The following is a 21394-nucleotide window of genomic DNA, read 5'->3' on the forward strand; positions in this document are numbered from 1 at the left end:
GGGCATTCCTCTCCTCTCGGCAGGCAGGCGCGTTGACCAAGATTTCGTGGCGTCCGTAAGATACGAGCGAGAGACCACCGTGGGATGCCAGTCATGACCGCTGCTCGTGAGGCTGCCGAAATCCTCGGGCGCTTGCTCCCTGCGATCGAGCGCGCGCTGGAGGCTGCCGTTCCCCACGAGGGAGGGCTTGCGGTGATGGTGCGCTACCACCTCGGCTGGTGCGATAGCGACGGCAACCCGGCGAAAAATCGGACGGGGAAACGGATCCGTCCTGCCCTCGTGCTCCTCGCCGCCCAGGCAATGCAGGGGGAGATCGACGATGCCCTGCCCGCGGCGGTTGCCGTCGAGCTGCTTCATAACTTTTCGCTCATTCACGATGATATTCAGGACCGAAGCCCTGAGCGCCACGGGCGCCCGACGGTTTGGACCGTTTGGGGAGAGGCACAGGCGATCAACGCCGGCAACGTCCTGCATGTGCTCGCTCATCGCTCCCTAGCGGCGCTTGCCGACCGGCGGCCGCCAGTCGGCTGGGCTGCCCTCCAGCGGCTGTATGACACCTCGCTTCGGCTCTGTGACGGCCAGTATCTTGACCTCTCCTACGAGCAGCGCCCGCGTATCCGCCTGGACGACTATCTCACCATGATCGCCGGCAAGACCGCCTCGCTGATCGGATTGGCGCTCGAACTGGGAGCGATGGCCGCGACTGACGACCGCGAGGTCTGGATGACTTACCGTCAGATCGGCGAGCAGATCGGGCTCGCCTTCCAGATTTGGGACGACTATCTCGGTATATGGGGCGACCCAACCTTGACAGGAAAACCAGTCGGCGAAGATATCGCCAATCGGAAGAAAACGCTGCCCGCTGCCTACGCCTTCGAGCATGCAGTCGGCGAGGACTTGCGCGTGCTCATCGACGCCTATCGTCCCGGGGCTGCGGAGCCGGCGCCGCTCGCGGCAGTGCTCGACGTCTTCGAACGCGTCGGCGCCCGCGCCTACACGGAACAGCTCGCGACCGAAACGATTGACCGGGCGCTGGCAGCACTTGACAGCGCGCCAGGCGCCCTCGACCCTCTCGCCGACCTCGCGACCCTCGCGCGCTATCTCGTCGGGCGGGACCGCTAGAGCGCCGCGTCCTGCCGAAGGAGCGACTATGGCCAAGCAGACGATCCGCGATTTCGCGGTCGAGAACAAGCGCGTGCTCGTGCGCGTCGACTACAACGTGCCGCTGGACAAGACAACGGGGGAAGTCGCCGACGACACGCGCATCCGCGCCACCCTGCCGACCATCCGCTATCTGATCGACCGTGGGGCGAAGGTGATCTTGATCTCCCACCTTGGCCGCCCAGACGGCAAGGTCGTCGAGTCGCTGCGCCTCGACCCGGTCGCGCGTCGGCTGTCGGAGCTCCTTGGCCAGCCGGTCCGCAAGCTCGACGACTGCGTCGGTCCCGAGGTTGAGGAGACGGTGCGGGCGATGAAGCCGGGCGAAGTCGTGCTCCTCGAGAACGTTCGTTTCCATCCCGAGGAGGAGGCGAATGACCCGGCCTTCTGCCGCGACCTCGCCACGCTCGCAAATGTCTTTGTCAATGACGCCTTCGCGACGGCCCACCGCGCCCACGCTTCGACGGCCGGCGTCGCCGACTACCTGCCGGCCGTTGCCGGATTCCTCATGGAGAAGGAACTGAAGTTCCTTGGCGATGCCCTCGCCGCGCCTGCCCGCCCGTTCGCTGCCATCATCGGCGGCGCGAAGGTGGGCACGAAGATCGGCGTTCTGCGTGCGCTGCTGGGAAAGGCCGACCTTCTCCTCATCGGCGGGGGGATGGCCAACACGTTCTTCCTCGCGCAGGGAGTGCCGATCGGCGCCTCGCTCGCTGAACCCGACAAAGTCGATCTCGCTCGCGACCTGCTTGATCAGGCGCGCGCCGCGGGGATCGAGGTGCTGCTGCCGAGCGATGTGCTCATCGCCGACCGGGTCGATGCTGCGGCAGCGACACGCACGATCGCAGTCGCCGAGGGGGTGCCTGAAGGGTGGAGCATTGTCGATATCGGCCCCGCCACGATCGCCCGCTACCGCGAGGCGCTTCAGCCGGCGAAAACGGTGCTCTGGAACGGGCCGATGGGCATCTTCGAGATCCCGGCCTTTGCCGAAGGAACGCGGGCGATCGCGGCAGCGCTGGCAGAACTCGATGCGGTCACGATTGTCGGCGGCGGCGAGTCGGTTGCGGCGGTGGAGCAGCTCGGCTATGCCGACCGCATCACCCATCTTTCCACGGGCGGGGGCGCGACCCTGGAATTTCTCGAAGGGCGCGACCTGCCGGGGGTCGCCTGTCTGCACGATAAGATGCCGGAGCGCTAGCCACGATGCGCGTCCCACTGATTGCCGGCAACTGGAAGATGCACACTACCATTGCTGAGGCGGTGCAGCTTGTCGTGGCGATGCGAGACGACCTCGAAGCGGTGCGCGGCGTCGAAATCGTCCTCTGCCCGCCGTTCGTCTCGCTCTATCCCCTCTATGAACTGCTGCGCGGGGGGCCCCTCCGGCTGGGGGCGCAGAACATCGACTACCGCGACTTTGGCGCGGTAACCGGCGAGATCGCGGCGCGGATGGTGGCGCCGATCTGCTCCATGGTCATCCTCGGGCATAGCGAGCGGCGGCGGTACTTTGGGGAGAGCGATCAGGTGGTCAACTGGAAGGTGAAGGCGGCGCTTGCTGCCGGGCTGCACCCGATCGTGTGCGTCGGCGAGCAGCTCGAGGAGAACGAGGCGGGAGCGACCGCGGCGGTAGTCGAGCGGCAAGTGCGGGCTGCCCTTGCCGGCGTCACTGACCTGCGGCGCATCGTCATCGCCTACGAACCAGTCTGGGCGATCGGTACAGGACGCGCGGCGCATGGGCCCCAAGCGAATGCGACCATCGGCTGGATCCGGCATCTGCTGCGCGACCGGTTTGGTCCAGCGGCGGCCGAGGAGACCCGGATCCTCTACGGCGGGTCGGTCACGCCTGACAATATCGCGGAGTTTGTCGCTCAGCCCGAGATCGACGGCGCGCTTGTGGGGGGCGCGTCCCTGCGCGCCGCTGATTTTGTCGCTATCTGCCGCACCACCGCCGACCTGCGAGTGCCGAAGGAGCTGCTCGAAGGACGGTAGGTCTTCTCCTCCTCGCTGGGCGCGAGAGGGGGTCAGGAGGAAAGAACTCGCATGTACACGCTCGTTCTGCTTCGCCATGGGGAAAGCGAGTGGAACCGCGAGAACCGCTTCACCGGCTGGGTCGACGTTGACCTGTCGCCAGCAGGAATTGAAGAAGCGCGCGCGGCGGCACGCCTGCTCGAGGAGGCCGGGTTCTCGTTCGACCTCGTCTTCACGTCGCTGCTGAAACGGGCGATCCGCACCGCTTGGATCGTCCAAGACGCGCTCGACCTCCTCTGGCTGCCGGTCGAGCGGAGCTGGCGGCTGAACGAACGGCATTACGGCCGGCTAACCGGGCTGAATAAAGCCGAAACCGCCGCCCAATTCGGGGAGGAGCAGGTCCATCTCTGGCGACGGTCGTACGATGTGCCGCCGCCCCCCTTCGCGCCTGACGATCCGCGCAACCCGGTAAACGACCGGCGCTATGCCGACCTCGCGCCGCACGAACGGCCGCTCACCGAGTCGCTCAAGGATACTGAAGCGCGCTTTCTCCCCTACTGGTTTGATCGGATCGCCCCGGCGATCCGGGCGGGCAAGCGCGTCTTGATCGCCGCGCACGGCAATAGCCTGCGTGCGCTGGTCAAGCATCTGGATCAGGTGCCTGATGACCTGATCCCCGAACTGAACATTCCGACCGGGGTGCCTCTCGTCTACGAGCTTGATGATGCACTCCGGCCGCTTCGCCACTACTACCTTGGGGACCAGGAGGCCGTGGCTGCGAAAATGGCGGCGGTAGCGGCCCAGGGGAAGGCGCGCTCGTCGCCGCCGCCAGCAGGGAACTAAGCCTTCCCGGCGACAAGAGGCATTCGGCCCGCTGCTTCGCTGTCGAGGATTGCCTCGTAGACCCGCTCGTAGTTCGACGCCATGGCGCGCGCCGAGAAGCGCGCTTCGACCACGAGCCGGCACGTTTCGCGGCTGAGCGTGTCGAGGTCAGCGATCGCGGCGACGAGGTCGTCCTCGGTCGTGCCGAGCAGCCCCGTCACGCCCGGCTCCACGATCTCGGTCGCGGCGCCGCGGCGGGTGGCGATTACCGGGGTGCCGCAGGCCATCGCTTCTGCCATCACGAGGCCAAACGGCTCTTCCCACTGAATGGGATTGAGCAAGGCTGCCGCGCCGCCGAGAAGCTGGGCACGCTTGGCGGTGTCGACCTCGCCGATGAATTCGATCCCGGGCTCCCGAAGAAGCGGCCGAACGACCGACTCCCAGTAATCCCAGTCGCGTCGCACTACCGGGTCGTGGACAAAGGGCAGCGGTTCTCGCGCCGCGATAACGAGGGGGACCCCCGCCCGCCGGGCAATCCGGATAGCAGCGTCGACCCCCTTCTCGGGGCTGATCCGGCCGACAAAGGCGAGATAGTCGCCTCCCTTTGGCGAATAGGGCAGTTCGCGCAGGTCAACGCCGTTGTAGACCGTCGCGACCCAGTTCGCCCAGCGGACCGGCCGGCGCTGGCTGTTGCTGATCGACACGAGCGGCTGCTCGCGATATTCGGCGTAGATCGCCGTGAGCTCGGGCAGGTCCTGCCGCCCATGCATTGTCGTTACAGTCGGTGTTCGGCAGCAGCGGGCCCGAGAAAAGACGAAGTGATCGAGATGGTTGTGGATGATGTCAAACTCATCGGCCATCTCGTAGCAGGTCGCGATGACAGCGTGCAGGGTTGCCTCGGGGTCCCAGCCGTTCTCGCTCCACAAGGCGCGGGGAACTGTCGGGACAAGCCGCGCCGAGGTCTGGGAGTCGCCGCTGGCGAACAGCGTGACCGTATGACCACGGGCGACCAGTTCCTCGGTCAGGGCGGCGATGACGCGCTCGGTTCCTCCATATTTCTTCGGCGGGAGGGCAACATACGGCGGTGCAAGTTGTGCAATGCGCATGTCTCCTCGCTGTCTCACAGGATTGCGCGACGGCCAGCGAGAGAGGAAGGGGCACGCCGTTGTGCTGCAGTATGGAACGTGACCGTCGCTTTTCGCGACGGGGCTACTCAATCGAGATGGCGAGCCCGCCGCGTAGCGATTTAATCGTTACCTCATTCCGTTCATTGACCGCAAGGTCGATTGAGGCGCCGCCGACGCGGAGGCGAGAGACATGCACTTCGCGGAGCCAGAGCGGCAGCCGAGGACGGAGCCGCAGCCCTGTTGGAGTGGGCATGAGCCCGAGGATCGTGCGGAGCGCGAGCAGCGCGCTTCCTGCCGCCCACGCTTGGGGAGCGCAACTGACGGGGTACTGAGCGGGTAGCGAGAAGTAGAGCGGCTCCCGCTGGAAGCCGCAGTACAGTTCGGGCAGCCGCTGGTCCGGCATCGAGAGCCCGGCCTCGACAAATCCCCAGATCACGCGGTTCGCGGACTCATCAAAGCCGTAGCGTTTCATGCCGTAGGCGATCAGTGAGTTGTCGTGAGGCCAGACCGAGCCGTTATGGTAGCTCATTGGGTTGTAGCGCGGGTGCTGTTTCGACAGCGTGCGGATCCCCCATCCCGTGTCGAGGTCGCGCTGGAGCAGCCGCTCGACGCAGCGCGCTGCCTCGTCGGGGGGGAGGACGCCGGCAAAGAGCAGATGGCCCATGTTCGAGGCGACTGCGCGGACAGGCCGTTTTTGCCCGTCCAGCGCGATAGCATAGGCGCCGTCGCCGAGGGCGAAGTCGCGCCGAATCCGCTCCGCCAGTTCCTCGGCTTGCCGCGCGAGGGCCTCGCCGCGCCGGTGCTCTCCCCGCCGGCAAAAGAACTCGGCCAGCCGCCGCTTCGCCTCGACGACATAGGCCTGCACCTCAATGAGGGCAATTGGTCCCTCGGCGAGGGTGCCGTCCTCATGGGCGATCGAGTCTTCGCTATCTTTCCAGCCCTGGTTGCGCAGCCCGCCGGCCGTGGCGGACGCGGCATATTCCACGTAGCCGTCGCCGTCGCGGTCGCCGTACCGATCGATCCAGTCGAGCGCCCGCTCAACATTCGGCAGCAGGTCTTCGGCAAGCGCCTCGTCTCCGGTCCATGCGATCGTCTCGGCGAAGAGAATGAGAAAGAGCGGCGTGCTGTCGATGCTGCCGTAATAGGGGGTGTGCGGCGTCTCCCCCAGGTTCGCCATCTCCCCGAAACGCAATTCATGGAGGATCTTCCCCGGCTCTTCGTCCCGCCAGCGGTCGACGCGGCGGCCTTGGCGGCGCGCAAGATAGCGCAGCGTTCCCTTGGCCAGCTCGGGGACAAAGGCGAGCGCTTGGAACGAGGTGATGATGCTGTCGCGGCCGAACGGTGCGGCGAACCACGGGATGCCGGCGTGCGGAAACGGCCCCTCGGGCGTGTCGTGAGTGAGGGAGCGGAGGTCGAGCAAGCTGCGCTCGATCAGCCGGTCGAACATGTCGTTATCCGTCCGGACAAGCGTGGCGTTTGCTTCCCACGCAGAGTAGCGGGCCCCTTGCCGGCGCGCCGCTTCCTCGATCGATGGCGGGTCGATGGTCTCTTCCCCCTGCTCAGGACAGACCGACACCGTGACCCACTGCGCTCCTTCGGGCTGAAGGTCGAAGGCGAAACGGACCCGGACGAACGGCGTCACTTCTGTCACCGGCGGCGCCGGCTGCGACTGGTCGGGGTAGCGCACCGCGGGCGCGAGCGTGTTGGCGGGCGGGGTCTCGACCCGAATATCGAGGGGGCGCCGGTCGAACTGGAGGCGGGTCCGCCGCTCGATCCCATCGGCGCCGCGGTAGCAAAAGATGATCTCGCGGTCGCGAATGATTGGCTCGAGGAGGGTGCCGCGTCTCCCGCGAACAAAACCGCGGATATCGAACATGTCGCGGAAATCTGCGGCGATCAGCAGGTCGATGAGGAGAGGAACCGGCTCGGTGTGGTAGCTCTGAAGGCCGATCCGCTCGATGAAGGCTCCGGAGAGGGCGCGGTTGCGCCGCAGGCTGATCGTGTGTGGCAAGATGGTTCGGCCGTCCTCGAGGACAAATGCCGGGTTGGCAAGCTGCAGACTGGCGACCGTGTTCCGCGTGACCGAGGCGCCCATCCGTTCTGGCTTCCAGCCGACAGGCACGAGCTCATACCGGCTAAGATGCCGCGTGTCATTCCGGTAGAGCCCGAGCCCCTCATCGGGCGTCGCATCGCCCATCCAATTCGTGACAATAAACGTCGAATTGTCAGCAAGAACGAGCTGGTCCATCCCTCGTTCCTTCGGTTTCCCTCAGGCGCGTCCTCGTGGCCTCGGAGTATAGGACGGAGAAGGGAGAAACTCCCGTATCTCCGCCGGATCGTGGTCAAACGCGCTTCTCCGTTCTGCTGACAGCGCGGCCGGCGTAACCCCGCTTGATTCCGGAAAGGGAACGCGGGGTATAGTTTGCTGCGAGGGCGACGATGAGACGGCTGCTGCAGCTGTTTGGGCGGGCTGCTCTGCTACGCTGCCCGAATTGCGGGCGCGCGCCCCTGTTTCGAAGCTGGTTCGGCGCGCGCGACCACTGCACTGGCTGCGGGCTGCGCTTCGAGCGCGAAGAAGGATTTCACACCGGCGGCATGGCGCTCAATCTCGTCGCCTCGGAACTTGTCTTCGTCGCCGTCCTCGTCGGCCTCGTCGTCGCCACCTGGCCAAACCCGCCGTGGGATCTCCTGCGGTGGGGCGCCCTTCTCTTGATGGTCGCTTTTCCTCTCTTCTTCTATCCGTTTTCGAAAGCGTTCTGGCTTGCGCTCGACCTCGCCATTCGGCCGATCGAGCCGATTGAGATCGTCCCGCTCGACGATTGGGGCTTGGCCGGCAATTCCAACGCCCGCGCAACCCCCAGCGCTCCCCACGGCACCCCGCACGTCTTCTAGCCGCACGACGTCTCGATGGCCGCGCTGCTCACTGTCATCACCGTGACCCGTCGGCCGCAGTATCTCCCGGCGTGCTGTGAGACAATCGACCGCCAAGGCGAGGCGGTTCCGCTCCAGCACCTCATTCTTGGGGATGGGGTCGGTCGGCTTGAGCGGCCAAGCGGCTCGCGTCATCGCGATATCCTCGTGCTCTGCCCGCGCAGCCCAACAGAGTGCGACGGCCCATCGCGCCTTGGGGCGCTGCGCAATCTCGCTGTGCAGCTTGCCGCAACAGACGACATCGTTTTTCTCGACGATGACAACCGCTGGGAGCCCGACCACCTTGCCTCGCTCTTTGCAACGCGAGCGGCGACCAACGCTTCTTTCGTCCACTCCGAGCGGGCGCTCTTCGAGCCGGATGGGCGGCCGTATCTGCGGGAAGAGTTTCCCTGGGCGCGCGACCCCGCAGCGCGCCGGCAGATTTGGGAGCGCTACCGCTGCCTCGGGATCGTCACTCCCGGGAGCAACATCTGGCGCGACCGCCTGCCGATGCCGCACTCCTGCGTCGACCTCGGCGCGTGGGTGCTCCCCCGCCGCTTTCTGCTCGCTCATCCCTTCCAAACGGTGTATACCGAGGCCGACTGGGAAGCGAACATCACCGAAGACCATGGACTAGCGACGGCTATTCTTGCTTCCCGGTTGCCCGTCGCCTCAACGGGCCGGCCGACCTTGCTCTACTGGCTCGGGGGCTACTCAAACCACTTCGATCCGGCAGCGCCCATCCGCTGGCAGCCGCCGCACGCCGCGTCTCGCTAACACCGGGCCGGAGGCTGAGCGCAGGCCGAGGGACGGTCAGACAGCCCGCGTTGTCCAGCGTCCCTGCTCAGCAAGAGGCCGGAGGGCATGGCGGCCAGCGCGGCCGTTTGCCGCCCCGCCGCCGGCTCCTTCGCAGAATGGCACGGACCGGAACGTTCGCCGCGCATGGCGGGAAGAAAGCGCCTATATCGAACGGCGGCAGGCCGAGCGCGCGGTGCGTCAGAGCGCTCCAACGCGCCGTGCCGCAGCGCGTGCTGGCGAGGGAGCGTCCCCGCGGCCGAGCAGTGTCGACGCTCTGCGGACGGGTACCGGGCAAACTGCCGTATCGGCTCGGCGGCCGTTCCCGCCCGCCGCCTTCCGCAGAGCGCCGGCGGTGGCGCCAGAACAGACGAAGCGGCGCCCGCGGACCGCCAGTGATGCCAGGGGCAGGCGTCAGCGCCGCCGCCGGAGCAGCGCCAGCCCGCCGATGACGCCGAGCACGCCGCCAATGAGCGCGCCAACCCCGAGGAAGACGGGAGCAACCCAGAGGCCGAGATAAATCCCCGCTGCCGCGCTGGGAGCGGCCGCGCTCGAGAGGGCAAGGCCGAGCGCGCCGCAGAGGAGTCCGCCGAGGAGGGCGCCGAAAGTAGCAGCAATCACGCCGACAGGGGAGGAAGCTTGGTCGCGCATCTCGCTCCTCGTCGCTGCTTGCGGGGTGGCGACGGTCTTTCCCGCCGCGCTGGCATTGTACCATCCGCTTGCCGAGGATTAAGATATATCGTGACAGCACGGAAATACATGGACGACGAGCTTTTGTGCGACAGCGCGTCAGAGGAGCGGGCATGCCAGTTGGTCGTGTCTTCGGGTTCTGGGATCACTCGGCAGGAAGGGGCGCATTCAGCCGGGGGTGGGGCGGTCGGCGGCCGGGCCGCTTCTTCGAAAAGGGCGACTTGAAGTACGTCATTCTCGACCTTCTCAGCGAGAAACCGCGCCACGGCTACGACATCATTCGCGCCCTCGAGGATCGATTTGCCGGCTGGTATACCCCTAGTCCCGGTGCGGTCTATCCGACGCTGCAGCTGCTTGAGGACCTGGGGTACGTCACGGTCACGCAGCAGGACGGCAAGAAGGTCTACGCTATCACCGATGCAGGCCGGGCGTTCCTGCGCGACCGCGAGGCCGTGCTCGAGGAGATCGTCGCCCGCGTGCGCGGTTTGTGGGGAGGCGCGGGCCGTGCCGAGCAGGCTGCTGCCTGGGCGGCGTTGCGGGAAGAACTGGCCGAGTTCGGCCGCGTGGTCGGCCGCTACGGTCCGCAGGCGGCGGCTGACCCGGACACGCTGCGCCGCCTTGTCGAGGCGCTCCGACGCGCTCGCGCCGAGGTCGAAGACATTCTCCGCGGGACCGGCCCGGCGACGCTCTGAGGACGCTCACGGGACGCAGCGCCACGCCTTGCAGGAGTGTGCCGGCGCGCCGAATCCGGCCTACTCGTACTTCAGCGGCTCCATTGTCGGCGAGATATGGTTGACGAAGCGGCGGACGAATTTCTCGCGCTCGGCAGCGAGGAGCTGCTGGTCTTCGGCGGTGGGTTGGTAGGAGCGCACCTCTTCGAGGGTCAGCACCCCGCGTTGCTCGAGTAGGCGGTTAACAACAAATTGCCAGTCTTTCACCGCCCAGAGCTCAGCAGCAAGCTCCAGGACCATCTGGAGGAGGCGGTCGACCGCTGGGTCATCGAAGTACTGGGGCCGATCTTCTCGAGCCAGCGGGATGTGCCGCATCTGGGTTGTCATCGGTCGCTCCTCTCCGCAGCTACGGCTTCTGGCCCATCGTTGTCCAGGGAAAGATCCGCACGTTGCCCTTCACCTCGCCCCGGATGAAGGGGTCGGAGATGTTCCGGAACCCTGCTCTCTCCAACCACTCGGGATAGTTCCGATGGCCGGCCTCGCTCCAGTACGGCTCGACGTTGTTGGCCGTCTGCCAATCGGAGAAGTAGGCGCCGAAAGGATCGAGGGCGCGGTAGGGCGGCGCATCGTTGATAACGAACCAGCCGCCCGGCTTCAGGATGCGGAACCCCTCCTGAATGGTGTTCCACGCTGCCTCGTCAGGGATCTCGTGGAAGAGGATGCACGACGAGACGAGGTCAAAGTAGTTATCGGGAAAATCGGTCCGCTCGCAGTTCTGCTGACTGAAATGGATCGCCAGCCCCATCGCCTCGGCGCGCTTGTGGGCATACTTCAGCAGCGGTGCCGAGAGATCGATCCCATGCACTTCGGCGTTTGGCCACCGGAGCTTGTAATAGTAGGCGCTCTTGCATCCGCAGCCGAGGTCAAGGATCCGCTCCCATGGGCCATCCGGGCAGGCGGCGGCGGAGAGCCGCTGCTGCTCTTCGGAGTCGTTCGAGCCGCCGAAGTACACCTTGTTGGTGATGGCGGTGACGAACCCGATGAGCGGCTCCCGGTGCATTCCGCCGGGCTGAACGTGGTAGTCCGCCTCGTAGTAGGGCGGGATGGGAAGCGAGGGGTTCAGTCGAAGCGACCCGAGCGGCTGCTCGACCGGCGCATCGAGAAACGCTTCCAGTTCCGCGCGCCGCGGCTGCAGCAGTTCATGAACACGGGCGTACATCAGCTCTTGACTGAAGCGAGAGAGGGCCCGGTCGAACTTATAGGCAACGCTCGGCCGCATCACCTCGTCGATCTCCTCGAGGCTGCGCGGCGCGCGACCGTGCTCTTCCTGCCATTGCTCCGCGAGCTGCTGGTATTCCTCTCGGATGACCGGCAAGCGCACGGTGCGCTCGGACGCCTTCAGCGCTTTGAGGAACTCGGTGATCGCACGCTCGGCTTGCGGAAGCGGGGTCTCAGGGAGCTTGACGGTCGGCATGGCGCTCCTTTCCGCGCGGGACGTTTCTCTGCAGACCTTAGACCGCCTCGGCGCCGATGTCAAGCTCGAGGGAGAAAGGCGCGCCTTCCCCTAGGAGAGGGGCTGCATCTTGCCGCCGCTTCTGTCGCACGGGGCTGCCGCCCTGCAGGGTGCCGCTGACGGAGAAACGTCGTTGCTGCAGCAGCCGGAGACAGGACAGAACAGCAGACAGGAGACCGCTCCCTCGCCCGGCTGAGCCGGTCTCGGCTGCGTCATCTGGAGGGGCAGCGCCGTCGGGTGTCAGGCGGCCGTCGGGCAGATCGCGAGGGTCGCTCGGAAAGCGGCGAGAGCGCGCTCGGCGCCGTCCTCGCTGAGCAGCGGTCAGCTGGGCGCCGCCGCAGCCGACCCCTCCTTGCGCCCTCCGCAGGAAGGCGCCATTTACGCGCGCGCTTCCGAGAACGTACTATATGCATGAACTGCACCATGCATGTGTTCCATCTTTGAGAGAAAGGAGTGACGTCGATGGCATTTGCTCCTCGGCCACACGTTGAATTGGTCCACGTCCTCGACATGCCGGCGCGAGAGGTACTGCTTCCCGGGGCAAATATGCCGGCCCGGCTGATCGTTTTGAGCGAGAGCCCCGTGAACAAAGCGATCTCGGCTATTCTCGACCTTCCTCCCGGCTGGCGGCGTGAGCGCGGCGCGAACCCGGACACGTTCGTTGAGCACTATCTTCTCGCGGGCGACCTTCTTGTCGGCGATGATTTGCAGCTGCTGCCGCATCACTACTTCCGCACGGAAATCGGAACGGCGGCGGGTCCCTTCTCCACGGTGCATGGGGCCCGGATCGTCTATTTCACGGAGGGCGACCCGATGGCGTGGACGCCGGTCCCCACGCCTGGTCCTTCCCTAACCGAGGGAATTACGTGGCACAACACCAACATCATGCCGTGGGAAGACTCGTTTGTCCCGGGGCCAAACATCACCGAGACTGGGGCGCGGCTGAAGATCAAGCTGTTGCATATGGACCCGCGGACAAAGGCGTACACGCGGCTGGTCCTTGCTGAGAAAGGGTGGTACGACCACCGCTTCGCCCATCACCCGGTTGTCGAAGAGGCGTACACCGTCGCGGGCCACATGACGTACAACTACGGCACGCTGGAGGTCGACACCTACTTCTATCGGCCGCCGCGGATTAAGCACGGCGACTTTCTCGCCTATCCGGATGGCTGTATCTGGATCATCCGGTCGGACGGCGAGCTCGAGAACATCTACACCTCGCTTGACGGCGAGCCGGGCAACTGGGAATACGGCACCGAGCGCGAGCCGGTTCCGGTCGATACGGAGAAACTGGTCCGCTCGAAGCGCGCTGGCGCCTGGAACGGCTACGGCCAGCATATTCCGCGTGAGGAGTGGGAGAAGCGCAAGCAGGAGAAGGGCAGCTAGCAGACGCCTCGGCTTGCGCGTTACCGCCTCTCCCGCTCTGGGCGCCGTCGTCTCGTTCTCTGCGAGCGGCGGCGCTTTCACACTTGCTGCGGCGGCGCTGGAGAAGCAGGGGGAAGCCGCATGACCACTCCGCTGTTATTCCGCCCTTTTCAGTTGGGGACAGCGCGGCTGAAAAACCGGATCGTGCTCTCGGGCCACGGGATGCGGCTTGCGGATGACGGCCTGCCTGGCGACCGGCTGTTCGCCTATCAAGTGGAACGGGCGCAAGGAGGGGTTGGCCTGATCATCCTCGAGTCGGGGCCGGTTCACCGGAGCGGGCGGCTGAACCCGCACCAGATCCATCTGTTTGATGACCGCGTCATCCCTGCGCTGCGTCGCCTCGCTGACGCGGTGCACGCGTACGATGTCCCGCTTTTCCAGATTCTCTGGCACGCCGGGCACAATGTCCCCTCCTATCTGAGCGAGCTGCCGGCGTGGGCGCCCTCGGCGCTGCCGAGCGTGGCGGGGGAAATTCCGCATGTCATGACTGCCGCCGAAATCCGAGAGCTGGTGGCAAGCTACGGCGCGGCGGCGCGCCGCTGCCGCACGGCGGGACTGGACGGCGTCGAGGTGCAGACCGCGGCGGACTATCTTCTGGGCGCGTTTCTGTCGCCCCAGCTCAACCGCCGTGCGGATGCCTATGGAGGAAGCCGCGAGAACCGCGTGCGGATTGTGCTTGAGGTGCTCGAGACGGTGCGCGCGGCGATGGGCCGCGACCGGGTAGTCGGCATCCGGACAAGCGGCGATCACCTTGTGCCGGGAGGGCTCGACCTGCCCGAAGTGATCGAGATCCTCCGGCTGATCGAGGCGTCGGGGCTGATCGATTACGTAAGCGTCGTTGCGGGCAGCTACTACAGCATGGCTGCCCTCTTGCCGACGAGTTACACCCCGCGCGGCAATGCGGTCGAACTGGCAGCGGCGATCAAGCGCGCCATCAAGCTCCCCGTGATCGTTGCGGGCCGGCTGCGTACCCCAGCTGAAATGGAAGCAGTGCTCGAGCGGGGCGCAGCCGACCTTGTCGCCACGGCGCGGACCCTGATCGCTGACCCGTTCTTTCCGGCGAAGGCGGCAGCCGGCGAAACAGAACGGATTCGGCCGTGTATCTCCTGTAACCAAGGCTGTTGGGGCATGGTTGCCAAAGGCCGCTCCGGAGGATGCGTCGTCAACGCGCGCGCAGGAGCAGAATGGGCACTTCCCCCGCTCGAGCAGTCGCGTCGTCCCGCTGAGCGGCGCAAGCGCGTGCTCGTCGTCGGCGGGGGCCCTGCCGGGCTCGAGGCGGCGCGCCGGGCGGCAGAGCGCGGCCATGAGGTGACACTCGATGAGGCGACCGATGCCCTCGGCGGGATGCTCGCCCTTATGGCGCTCATCCCAGGCCGGGAAGAAAGCTGGCAGTATCTCGAGTGGCTGGTGCGGGAAGTGCAGCGGCTCGGCGTGACGATCCGCCTCGCGCATCCGGCGACTGCTGACGAGATCGTCCGGGGCGGTTGGGATGCCGTCGTCGTGGCGACGGGCAGCGAGCCGTCGCCGGTGGGGCTGGCCCGTCTGCTTCCGAACAATGTTCCCGTGAGCGGGGCCGACCACCCCGCCGTCATCCCGGAGCGGGTGGCGCTTCGGCAGCCGGAGTGCGTGCCCGGTTCCCGGGTCCTGGTGGTTGACGAGGATGGGCTCAGCTATCCGGCGGCCGGGGTTGCGGAGCGGCTCGCCGAGCTCGGCAAGACGGTAGAGATCGTCACCTCGGCGATCGCCTTCGGCTACCCCGAGCTGCTCCACACTCTTGACCTTGGCATCGTTCAGCGCCGTCTCGCCCGTCTCGGCGTTCGCTGGCGCCCGCAGACCCTCCTCATCGGCATCGATCTGGATCACCGAGCCGTTCAGCTGCTCGACCTGGTCAGCGGGCAGGACTTTGCCGATGGTCCGTGGGATGCTGTCGTTCTCGCGACAGGCTCTGCCGCGCGGGACGAACTGGCGCATGAGCTGGCAGGCCGGGTTCCTGAACTGCACGTTATTGGCGATGCACTGGCGCCGCGGCGCCTGATGGCGGCAACCGCGGAAGGCTACCGAGCAGGAGGCATGCTGTGATTGCAGGGATAGCCGATATCGTCATCGGCGTCCGAGACCCGGCGAACTGGGTCGCGCTCGCTCGCGATCAGCTTCAGTTCGACGTTCGCGCTGAGGGCCGCGACGACGGCCCGTTGGGGGAAGGGAGCAGCGGCGCGATAGTCCTCGCCCCGCCGGGGGCCGAGACCGGCCGCATCCGGCTGATCCACTATCCGGAGGGGCGGACGGCTGGGCGTCCCGACATTCGGGACCTCGGCTTTTTCGACTTCGATATCTACTCGCGCGACTGCGACGCGACCTATGCGCAGCTCGTCCGCAACGGCTACCATTTCCGAACGCCTCCTGCGACCTGGTCGCTCGACTCGCCGCCGCTCACGCTGACCGAAGCGCTGCTGCTCGCCCCAGACGATGTCAATCTGGTCTTTATCGGCACCGCGCAGCCGCGCGGCGCCGCCGCCTATGCTGCTGACCCGAACCGGCGTTACTCCGAGGCTAGTTCCGCCGTCGCGGTAGTTCCCGACCTCGATGTCGCGCTTCGCTTTTGGCGGGACGGCCTCGGCTATCAGGTTCTGCTCGATTTCCACCTCCAGCATCCTGCGCTTGAGCCGCTCCTCGGCATCCCGCCGACAGAGGGCTTCCGCATGGCGTTGCTCGCGAAGGGAGGCGAAACCGCCCGTATTGAACTGATTGCCTTCCCGCCAGACCGCCCCCGCGGGGTAGACCGGACCGCCAATCGCGCAGGGACCATCGGGCTTCTTGCGTGGGGGTTCCGGTCCACCGACCTCACTGCCGACCTTGCGGCCATCGAAGCGGCAGGCGGTCGGGTCGACAGTCCCCCGCGGCTGGTGCGCGACGCAGTCCACGGCCGCGCTCGAGTGGCGACAGCGAGCACGCCGGACCATCTCCTGCTTGAGCTTTGGCAGGAAGAGTAAGTCGGGTCTTCCTCCGATGCCCGGTCTCTCTCGTCCGGAGACCCAGGTCATCATCAATCGGCGCGCCGGCGCGCCGCAGCGCGGCGCGGCGGCGGGGATTGAGTTGTCGGCCCTGTTTGCGGCGCATGGCGTCGCGGCCGAGTTCACAGTTGTCTCTTCAACGCGCGCCGCGAGAGCGGCGGCAACGGCTGCCTCGCGGCGCGGGGTGAGGATGATTGTCGCCGTCGGCGGAGACGGGACAGTGGCGGCAGTCGCCGCCGCACTCGTCGGCAAGCCAGTTGTCCTCGGGATCGTTCCCCGAGGGACGATGAACAACCTTGCCTACAGTCTCGGCATTCCGACCGACCCTGAAGGCGCGGTCGCGCTGATCGCGTCGGGCGCGGTCTGTGCTATCGACGTCGGCACGATCCGATCGGATGCGGACCCGCGCGAACGCTACTTTCTCGAAACGGCCGGGGTCGGGATCACGGCGCTTGCGGCGCCATTCGGCGAGGCCGTCAACCGGGGACGGTGGCACCGCGCTCTTGGGTGGCTGCGGGAGATTGTGCGCGCCCACGGCACGCGAATGCAGGTGGAGCTCGACCAGGGCACCCCGCTCTTTGCCGAGACGCATTTGGTGACAGCGTCGAACGCGCCGCTCGTCGGACCGCGGGCGGTGGTCGCTCCGGGGGCAGTCCTTGATGACGGCCTCTTGGATATCGCGCTGTTTCCGGGGATGACAAAGCTTGCCCTCGCCGGCTATTTCGCCGCGGCGGTGCTCGGTCGGCAGTTTCCTCCTCCCCTGATCGGGCGACACCGGGCGCGGCATGTCGTGGTGCATCCGGCGCGCCCTCGGCCGGCCACCGCCGACCTGCGTCTTTTTCCCGCTGCCGAGCGCTGGGAGATCGGCATCCTTCCGAGAAGCCTGCGCGTCATCGCCGGCAGCGGCCCGGGGCTGTGCCGCCGCGCTCCTGACGAGAAGGAGGCAGTTCCTCAATAATCCCGCTACCACTTGCAGATACCGAGGTTGTCGAGGTGACCGAACCCGTTGCCGCCGCCATCCGCGCCCGGCTCAAGTCACCCGCGGTGCGCTTGCATCGCCAGATCGTCTGGACGCAGCTGCATCTTCAGCGCTCCATCGAAAAGGCGCTCGCTCCCCTCGGGTTGTCTACCGCAAAGTTTTACATCCTGCTAACCCTCGGGCAGACTGAGGGGCAAATCGCTACCCCCACTCAGATCGGACGCCAGCTCGCTCTGGAGCGGGTGAATCTGACGGCGATCATGGACCGCATGGAGCGGGATGACCTCATTCGCCGCGAACGTCATCCCTCTGACCGCCGCTCCTGCCTCGTTCGGCTGACCGACTATGGGTACGACGTGCTCGACCGAGCGATCACGCTCTACCTCCCGGCGATCGATGAACTGCTGGCACGTCTCGACACCGAAGAAAAGGACCGCGTTCGCGCAAGCCTCGAGAAGATTTACACGCTTCAGTTCCGGTGAGCGACCGGCAGCGCCTGAGCGCAGGTGAAGACCGCTATCGCGCGCTCGGCCGCGACAGAGGGCGACTGAAACTTCGTGACGCCGAGCATGGTGGGCGTTGATCCCGGGGGAGGGACTGCCTACATTAACCGTTCGATGACCCCGGCGTACCGCCAGTACCTTGCGTTCAAGCGGCAGTATCCCGACTGCATCCTGTTTTTCCAGCTGGGCGACTTTTACGAGACCTTCGACGATGATGCCAAGGTCGTCGCCTCGGTCTGCGATATCGTGTTGACCTCGCGCGGGTTTGGGCCGAGCGAGCGGCGCCCTCTTGCTGGGGTGCCAGTGCGGTCGGCAGAGGTGTATATCGCAAAGCTGATCGCGGCGGGCAAGAAAGTCGTTGTCGTCGACCAGGTAGAGCGGACCGGCGGGCCCGGGACGACGCTCCGGAACGCTCAAGCTGCCGCAGCCCGGGCCGGGGCGGGGCCGGCGCCCAAAGGCCACAAAGCGCTGTTCGAACGGTATGTCTCTCGCGTTGTCACCCCGGGCACGGCGCTCGACCCAGTGATGCTTGATGCCAAGGCGAATAACTACCTCGTCGCCTTGCTGTCTGAAGGAGGCTGGACCGGGATCGCGGCTGCGGACGTTTCCACCGGAGAGTTTTTCTGCCTCCAGGTAGCGGAGGAGCTGGCAGCCGCCGAGCTGGAGCGCCTCTCGCCTGCCGAGATCATCCTGCCGCGCCAGACCCCTGCTCCGCAGACCCGGGCAGCGATCACCGAGCGCGATCCGTGGCAGTTCGATTTCGCGGTCGCTCGCGAGACGCTGTTCCGTCACTTCGACGTCGCGACGCTCGAGCCGTTCGGCTGCGCCGATCGTCCTCTCGCGGCGCGGGCGGCAGGCGCCCTGCTCGCCTATCTCGCCGAGATGGGAGGCAGCAGTCTCGGCCAGCTGACCAGACTGGTCACCGTCAACCCCGAGCGGACCATGGTGCTCGACGCGCCGACGCGGCGCAATCTTGAACTGGCGCAGGGTGGCCGCTCTGGCGTCGGCTCGCTCGTGAGCGTGCTCGACCTGACGCGGACGGCGATGGGTGGCCGCCTTCTCCGCCGCTGGCTTCTTGCCCCTTTGCTCGACCGGGCCGCCGTCCACGCGCGGCAAGAGATCGTCGCCGCCCTCTACGAGAATGCGCTGCGGCGCGCCGACGTCATTGCCGCCCTTGCGCCCGTTGCCGATCTTGAGCGCCTCGCCCAGCGGATCGCGAGCGGGCATGCGGGGCCGCGGGAGGTCGTTGCGCTGCGCCGTTCGCTGGACGCCGTGCCCGCGCTTGCCGCGGCGCTCGCCGGCGACCCGCGCCTTGCGGTGCTGGCGGCTCGCCTCGACCCCTGCGATGCGATCCGCGAGCGGATTGCGCTCGCCCTCCGCGACGACCCTCCCGCTCAGCTTGACGAGGGCGGGGTGATTCGGCCGGGCTACTCCGCCGAACTCGACGAGCTCGTGGAGGCGAGTCGGGATGGCAAGGCGTATATCGCGACCCTAGAGCGTCGCGAACGGGAGCGCACGGGCATAGCCTCGCTCAAGGTCGGCTTCAATAAGGTGTTTGGCTACTACCTCGAAGTGAGCCACGCGAATGCCAGTCGTGTCCCTCCGGACTACATTCGCAAGCAGACGTTAGTCGGCGCCGAGCGGTATATCACCCCGGAGATGAAAGAAGTCGAAGCGCGGGTGCTGCACGCGCAAGAGAAGATCATCGCCCTTGAGACCCAGCTCTATCGGGAACTGTGCCGCTTCATCAGCGAGCGCATCGACGAGGTGCGCGCGACTGCTGCTGCCGTTGCGGAACTCGATGTCTTCGCCGCGCTCGCCGAGGTGGCAGTGCGGCAGGGCTACTGCCGGCCGGTTCTCGATGAGAGCGACCGGATTGAGATCCGCGCCGGGCGGCACCCTGTCGTCGAGACGACGATCGGCGAGGGGCGCTTTGTTCCGAATGACGTGACCCTTTCCTGCGAGGATGCGCAGATTATCATCCTGACTGGGCCGAATATGGCCGGAAAATCGGTCTTCCTCCGCCAAGTCGCGCTGATCGTGCTGCTCGCCCAGATCGGGTCGTTTGTTCCTGCGGCTGAGGCGCGGATTGGGATGGTCGACCGGATTTTCACGCGGGTCGGCGCGCAGGACGATCCGGCGGCCGGCCAGAGCACCTTTATGGTCGAAATGGCCGAGACGGCGAACATTCTCCATCACGCTACCCGCCGCTCGCTCATCATTCTCGATGAGGTCGGGCGCGGCACCTCGACCTATGACGGAATGGCCATCGCGCGCGCGATTGTCGAGTACCTGCACGACCATCCTCGCCTGGGGGCAAAGACTCTCTTCGCCACCCACTATCATGAACTGACGGCCCTCGAACGGTATCTCCCGCGCGTGCGCAACTACCGGATGGACGTGCTCGAAGAGGGCGACCGAGTGGTCTTCCTTCACCGCGTCGTGCCGGGCGGGGCGGACCGCTCGTATGGGCTCTACGTCGCGAAGATAGCCGGCGTCCCCCGTGCGGTTATCCAGCGCGCGGAAGAGATCCTGCGCGAGCTCGAGCAGAAGGCGGCGAGCGTGCCGTCTGCACGTCGGCCGAAAGGCAATGGCCAGCTTCCCCTCCTCCCGGTCGGAGGGTCGCTGCTCGAGGAGCTGGCGATGCTCGATGTCGACTCGATGACGCCCCTCGAAGCGATCACCCGGCTCTATGAGTTGCGGGAACGGGCTGCGATGGCGTTCCGGCTGGTCCGGTAGCCGTGGTGCCCCTTCTCCCGCGTTGCGTTGTGGAATACTTTCTCCGGTGATGAGCTTGCGATGAGGCCGCTTGCGTTTCTGCTTCTCCTTATGGCGCTCACAAGTTCCGGCTGCGCCGATTGGCCCGTGCGTCTCTTCGGCACGAACCTGCGAACAGTCGACTGGGAGCGGGCGCTCAATGGCGATCCGAATTTGATCTCGGCTCCGATGCCGAATTTCAGCGGGATCAGCGGCCGCTTCATCGAGACCAAAGACGGCGCCGTGCAGGGGTTTGTCCAGACGCGCTATGTCACCTACGGCGATATCTCCGGCGATGGCCGAGAAGAAGCGTTCCTCCCCGTTGTCCGAGAAGGACCGGTCGGGGTGACGGGGATCTTGGTCTACCGGCCGAGCGACCGTGGCCCGATTTTCGTCGGCGGGATTGGCGGTATCGCAATGCGCTACGAGGTGCGCGATGGCGCGCTCTGGGTCGCTTCCGCTGCACGCGTCGGCTGGGAGCATCCCTGCTGTCCGAGCGGGCAGCTCGAGCGGGTGTACCGAGTCGAGAATGGCGGACTGAAGCTGCTGAGCGAGACCGTCACCCCGCGCGACCAGGCGCGCCTCCCCACCGTGCTGCGCTATTACCAGCTCGTCGGCGAGCGCAAGCTGGATGACGCCTACCAGCTGCTCTCGCCCGGTTTTCGCGAGCGGCAGCCGCGCGCGGCGTGGGAAGAGGCGGTCCGACGTCAAGACATCGTTTCGATTACGGCGCGTGACGAGCCTGACGGCCGGGTGGCCGTGGAAATGACCGAGAGTGATCCCGCCGAGCCGCGGACTCGCCAGTCGACTGTCGTCTGGGCGCTCATCTGGAGCCCGGCGGCCAAGCAGTGGCTGCTCGACCGCGCTGAGGTCCGCGATGCGAGGTGAGGCTGGAGCAGCCGCTCAGTTCGGGACCAGAGCGCGGACCTAATTCCAGGCGCAACGGGCGGCTCCGCGGCCGAACGCAAGCGGGGAAAGAGAAGGTCAGCGCGGAGCGGTTTTCACGTGCTCCTCTCGCCTTGGCGCCAGCCCGTCGCGCGTTCTCGTCGGCTGGCGAGGTGCCGGGCCTCC

Annotated in this window: 19 protein-coding genes; 14 read left to right on the forward strand and 5 right to left on the reverse strand. The window is 66.4% G+C overall.

Annotated elements, in window-relative coordinates; all coding sequences use genetic code 11:
• The first annotated feature begins 93 nt into the window (after positions 1–93).
• Genes NZ773_00570 through gpmA form a run of 4 tightly spaced genes read left to right on the forward strand, consistent with a single transcriptional unit; the run spans position 94 to position 3963 of the window.
• Positions 94–1122: a polyprenyl synthetase family protein gene (locus NZ773_00570; GenBank protein ID MCS6800426.1), complete on the forward strand. Its 1029-nt coding sequence runs from the start codon at positions 94–96 to the stop codon at positions 1120–1122.
• A gap of 28 nt (positions 1123–1150) precedes the next feature.
• Positions 1151–2353 (forward strand): phosphoglycerate kinase, encoded by a 1203-nt coding sequence (locus NZ773_00575; GenBank protein ID MCS6800427.1) that lies wholly within the window; start codon positions 1151–1153, stop codon positions 2351–2353.
• A gap of 5 nt (positions 2354–2358) precedes the next feature.
• The gene (tpiA, locus tag NZ773_00580; GenBank protein MCS6800428.1) at positions 2359–3141 is read left to right on the forward strand and encodes a triose-phosphate isomerase; all 783 of its coding nucleotides are present in this window, start codon (positions 2359–2361) and stop codon (positions 3139–3141) included.
• Positions 3142–3192: 51 nt separating this feature from the next.
• Positions 3193–3963 (forward strand): 2,3-diphosphoglycerate-dependent phosphoglycerate mutase, encoded by a 771-nt coding sequence (gene gpmA / locus NZ773_00585; GenBank protein ID MCS6800429.1) that lies wholly within the window; start codon positions 3193–3195, stop codon positions 3961–3963.
• On the opposite strand, the gene NZ773_00590 is transcribed toward gpmA, so the two are convergent.
• Together NZ773_00590 and NZ773_00595 are read right to left on the reverse strand one after the other, a co-directional pair.
• Entirely contained in the window at positions 3960–5048 is a 1089-nt protein-coding gene (locus NZ773_00590) for a glycosyltransferase family 4 protein (protein MCS6800430.1), read from the reverse strand. The genes gpmA and NZ773_00590 overlap by 4 nt on opposite strands.
• A gap of 103 nt (positions 5049–5151) precedes the next feature.
• Positions 5152–7317, reverse strand: coding sequence for an amylo-alpha-1,6-glucosidase (locus NZ773_00595; GenBank protein MCS6800431.1), 2166 nt, complete (start codon positions 7315–7317; stop codon positions 5152–5154).
• A gap of 191 nt (positions 7318–7508) precedes the next feature.
• Between NZ773_00595 and NZ773_00600 the strand changes: the two genes are divergently transcribed.
• Both NZ773_00600 and NZ773_00605 read left to right on the forward strand, forming a co-directional pair.
• Positions 7509–7961 carry a DUF983 domain-containing protein gene (locus NZ773_00600; GenBank protein ID MCS6800432.1) on the forward strand — a complete coding sequence of 151 codons (453 nt, stop codon included), beginning with the start codon at positions 7509–7511 and terminating at the stop codon, positions 7959–7961.
• A gap of 15 nt (positions 7962–7976) precedes the next feature.
• Entirely contained in the window at positions 7977–8756 is a 780-nt protein-coding gene (locus NZ773_00605; protein ID MCS6800433.1) for a hypothetical protein, read from the forward strand.
• A gap of 432 nt (positions 8757–9188) precedes the next feature.
• Here NZ773_00605 and NZ773_00610 read toward each other — a convergent pair whose 3' ends face one another.
• Entirely contained in the window at positions 9189–9425 is a 237-nt protein-coding gene (locus tag NZ773_00610; protein MCS6800434.1) for a hypothetical protein, read from the reverse strand.
• 152 nt (positions 9426–9577) lie between these two features.
• Between NZ773_00610 and NZ773_00615 the strand changes: the two genes are divergently transcribed.
• Positions 9578–10156 carry a PadR family transcriptional regulator gene (locus NZ773_00615; GenBank protein MCS6800435.1) on the forward strand — a complete coding sequence of 193 codons (579 nt, stop codon included), beginning with the start codon at positions 9578–9580 and terminating at the stop codon, positions 10154–10156.
• Between the two features lie 60 nt (positions 10157–10216).
• Here the strand turns inward: NZ773_00615 and NZ773_00620 are convergent, their stop codons facing one another.
• Together NZ773_00620 and NZ773_00625 are read right to left on the reverse strand one after the other, a co-directional pair.
• Entirely contained in the window at positions 10217–10522 is a 306-nt protein-coding gene (locus NZ773_00620) for a hypothetical protein (protein ID MCS6800436.1), read from the reverse strand.
• 19 nt (positions 10523–10541) lie between these two features.
• Positions 10542–11609 (reverse strand): class I SAM-dependent methyltransferase, encoded by a 1068-nt coding sequence (locus NZ773_00625; GenBank protein MCS6800437.1) that lies wholly within the window; start codon positions 11607–11609, stop codon positions 10542–10544.
• Positions 11610–12110: 501 nt separating this feature from the next.
• On the opposite strand from NZ773_00625, the gene NZ773_00630 reads away from it, so the two are divergent.
• From NZ773_00630 to NZ773_00660, 7 genes are all read left to right on the forward strand, one after another.
• Positions 12111–13034: a DUF4437 domain-containing protein gene (locus tag NZ773_00630; GenBank protein MCS6800438.1), complete on the forward strand. Its 924-nt coding sequence runs from the start codon at positions 12111–12113 to the stop codon at positions 13032–13034.
• 120 nt (positions 13035–13154) lie between these two features.
• Positions 13155–15152 (forward strand): FAD-dependent oxidoreductase, encoded by a 1998-nt coding sequence (locus tag NZ773_00635; protein MCS6800439.1) that lies wholly within the window; start codon positions 13155–13157, stop codon positions 15150–15152.
• Positions 15149–16063, forward strand: a complete 915-nt coding sequence (locus NZ773_00640) for a VOC family protein (protein MCS6800440.1) — start codon at positions 15149–15151, stop codon at positions 16061–16063. The genes NZ773_00635 and NZ773_00640 overlap by 4 nt, the downstream gene beginning before the upstream one ends.
• Before the next feature lie 16 nt (positions 16064–16079).
• Positions 16080–17042, forward strand: coding sequence for a hypothetical protein (locus tag NZ773_00645; GenBank protein MCS6800441.1), 963 nt, complete (start codon positions 16080–16082; stop codon positions 17040–17042).
• A 35-nt stretch (positions 17043–17077) separates the two neighbouring features.
• Positions 17078–17545, forward strand: a complete 468-nt coding sequence (locus NZ773_00650) for a MarR family transcriptional regulator (GenBank protein MCS6800442.1) — start codon at positions 17078–17080, stop codon at positions 17543–17545.
• Between the two features lie 87 nt (positions 17546–17632).
• Complete coding sequence (gene mutS, locus NZ773_00655; protein ID MCS6800443.1) at positions 17633–20305, forward strand: DNA mismatch repair protein MutS; 2673 nt, start codon at positions 17633–17635, stop codon at positions 20303–20305.
• Between the two features lie 60 nt (positions 20306–20365).
• Positions 20366–21211, forward strand: coding sequence for a hypothetical protein (locus tag NZ773_00660; GenBank protein ID MCS6800444.1), 846 nt, complete (start codon positions 20366–20368; stop codon positions 21209–21211).
• The last annotated feature ends 183 nt before the right edge of the window (positions 21212–21394 follow it).

This window comes from Dehalococcoidia bacterium, from assembly GCA_025054935.1.
In the GTDB taxonomy this organism is placed as follows: domain Bacteria; phylum Chloroflexota; class Dehalococcoidia; order SpSt-223; family SpSt-223; genus JANWZD01.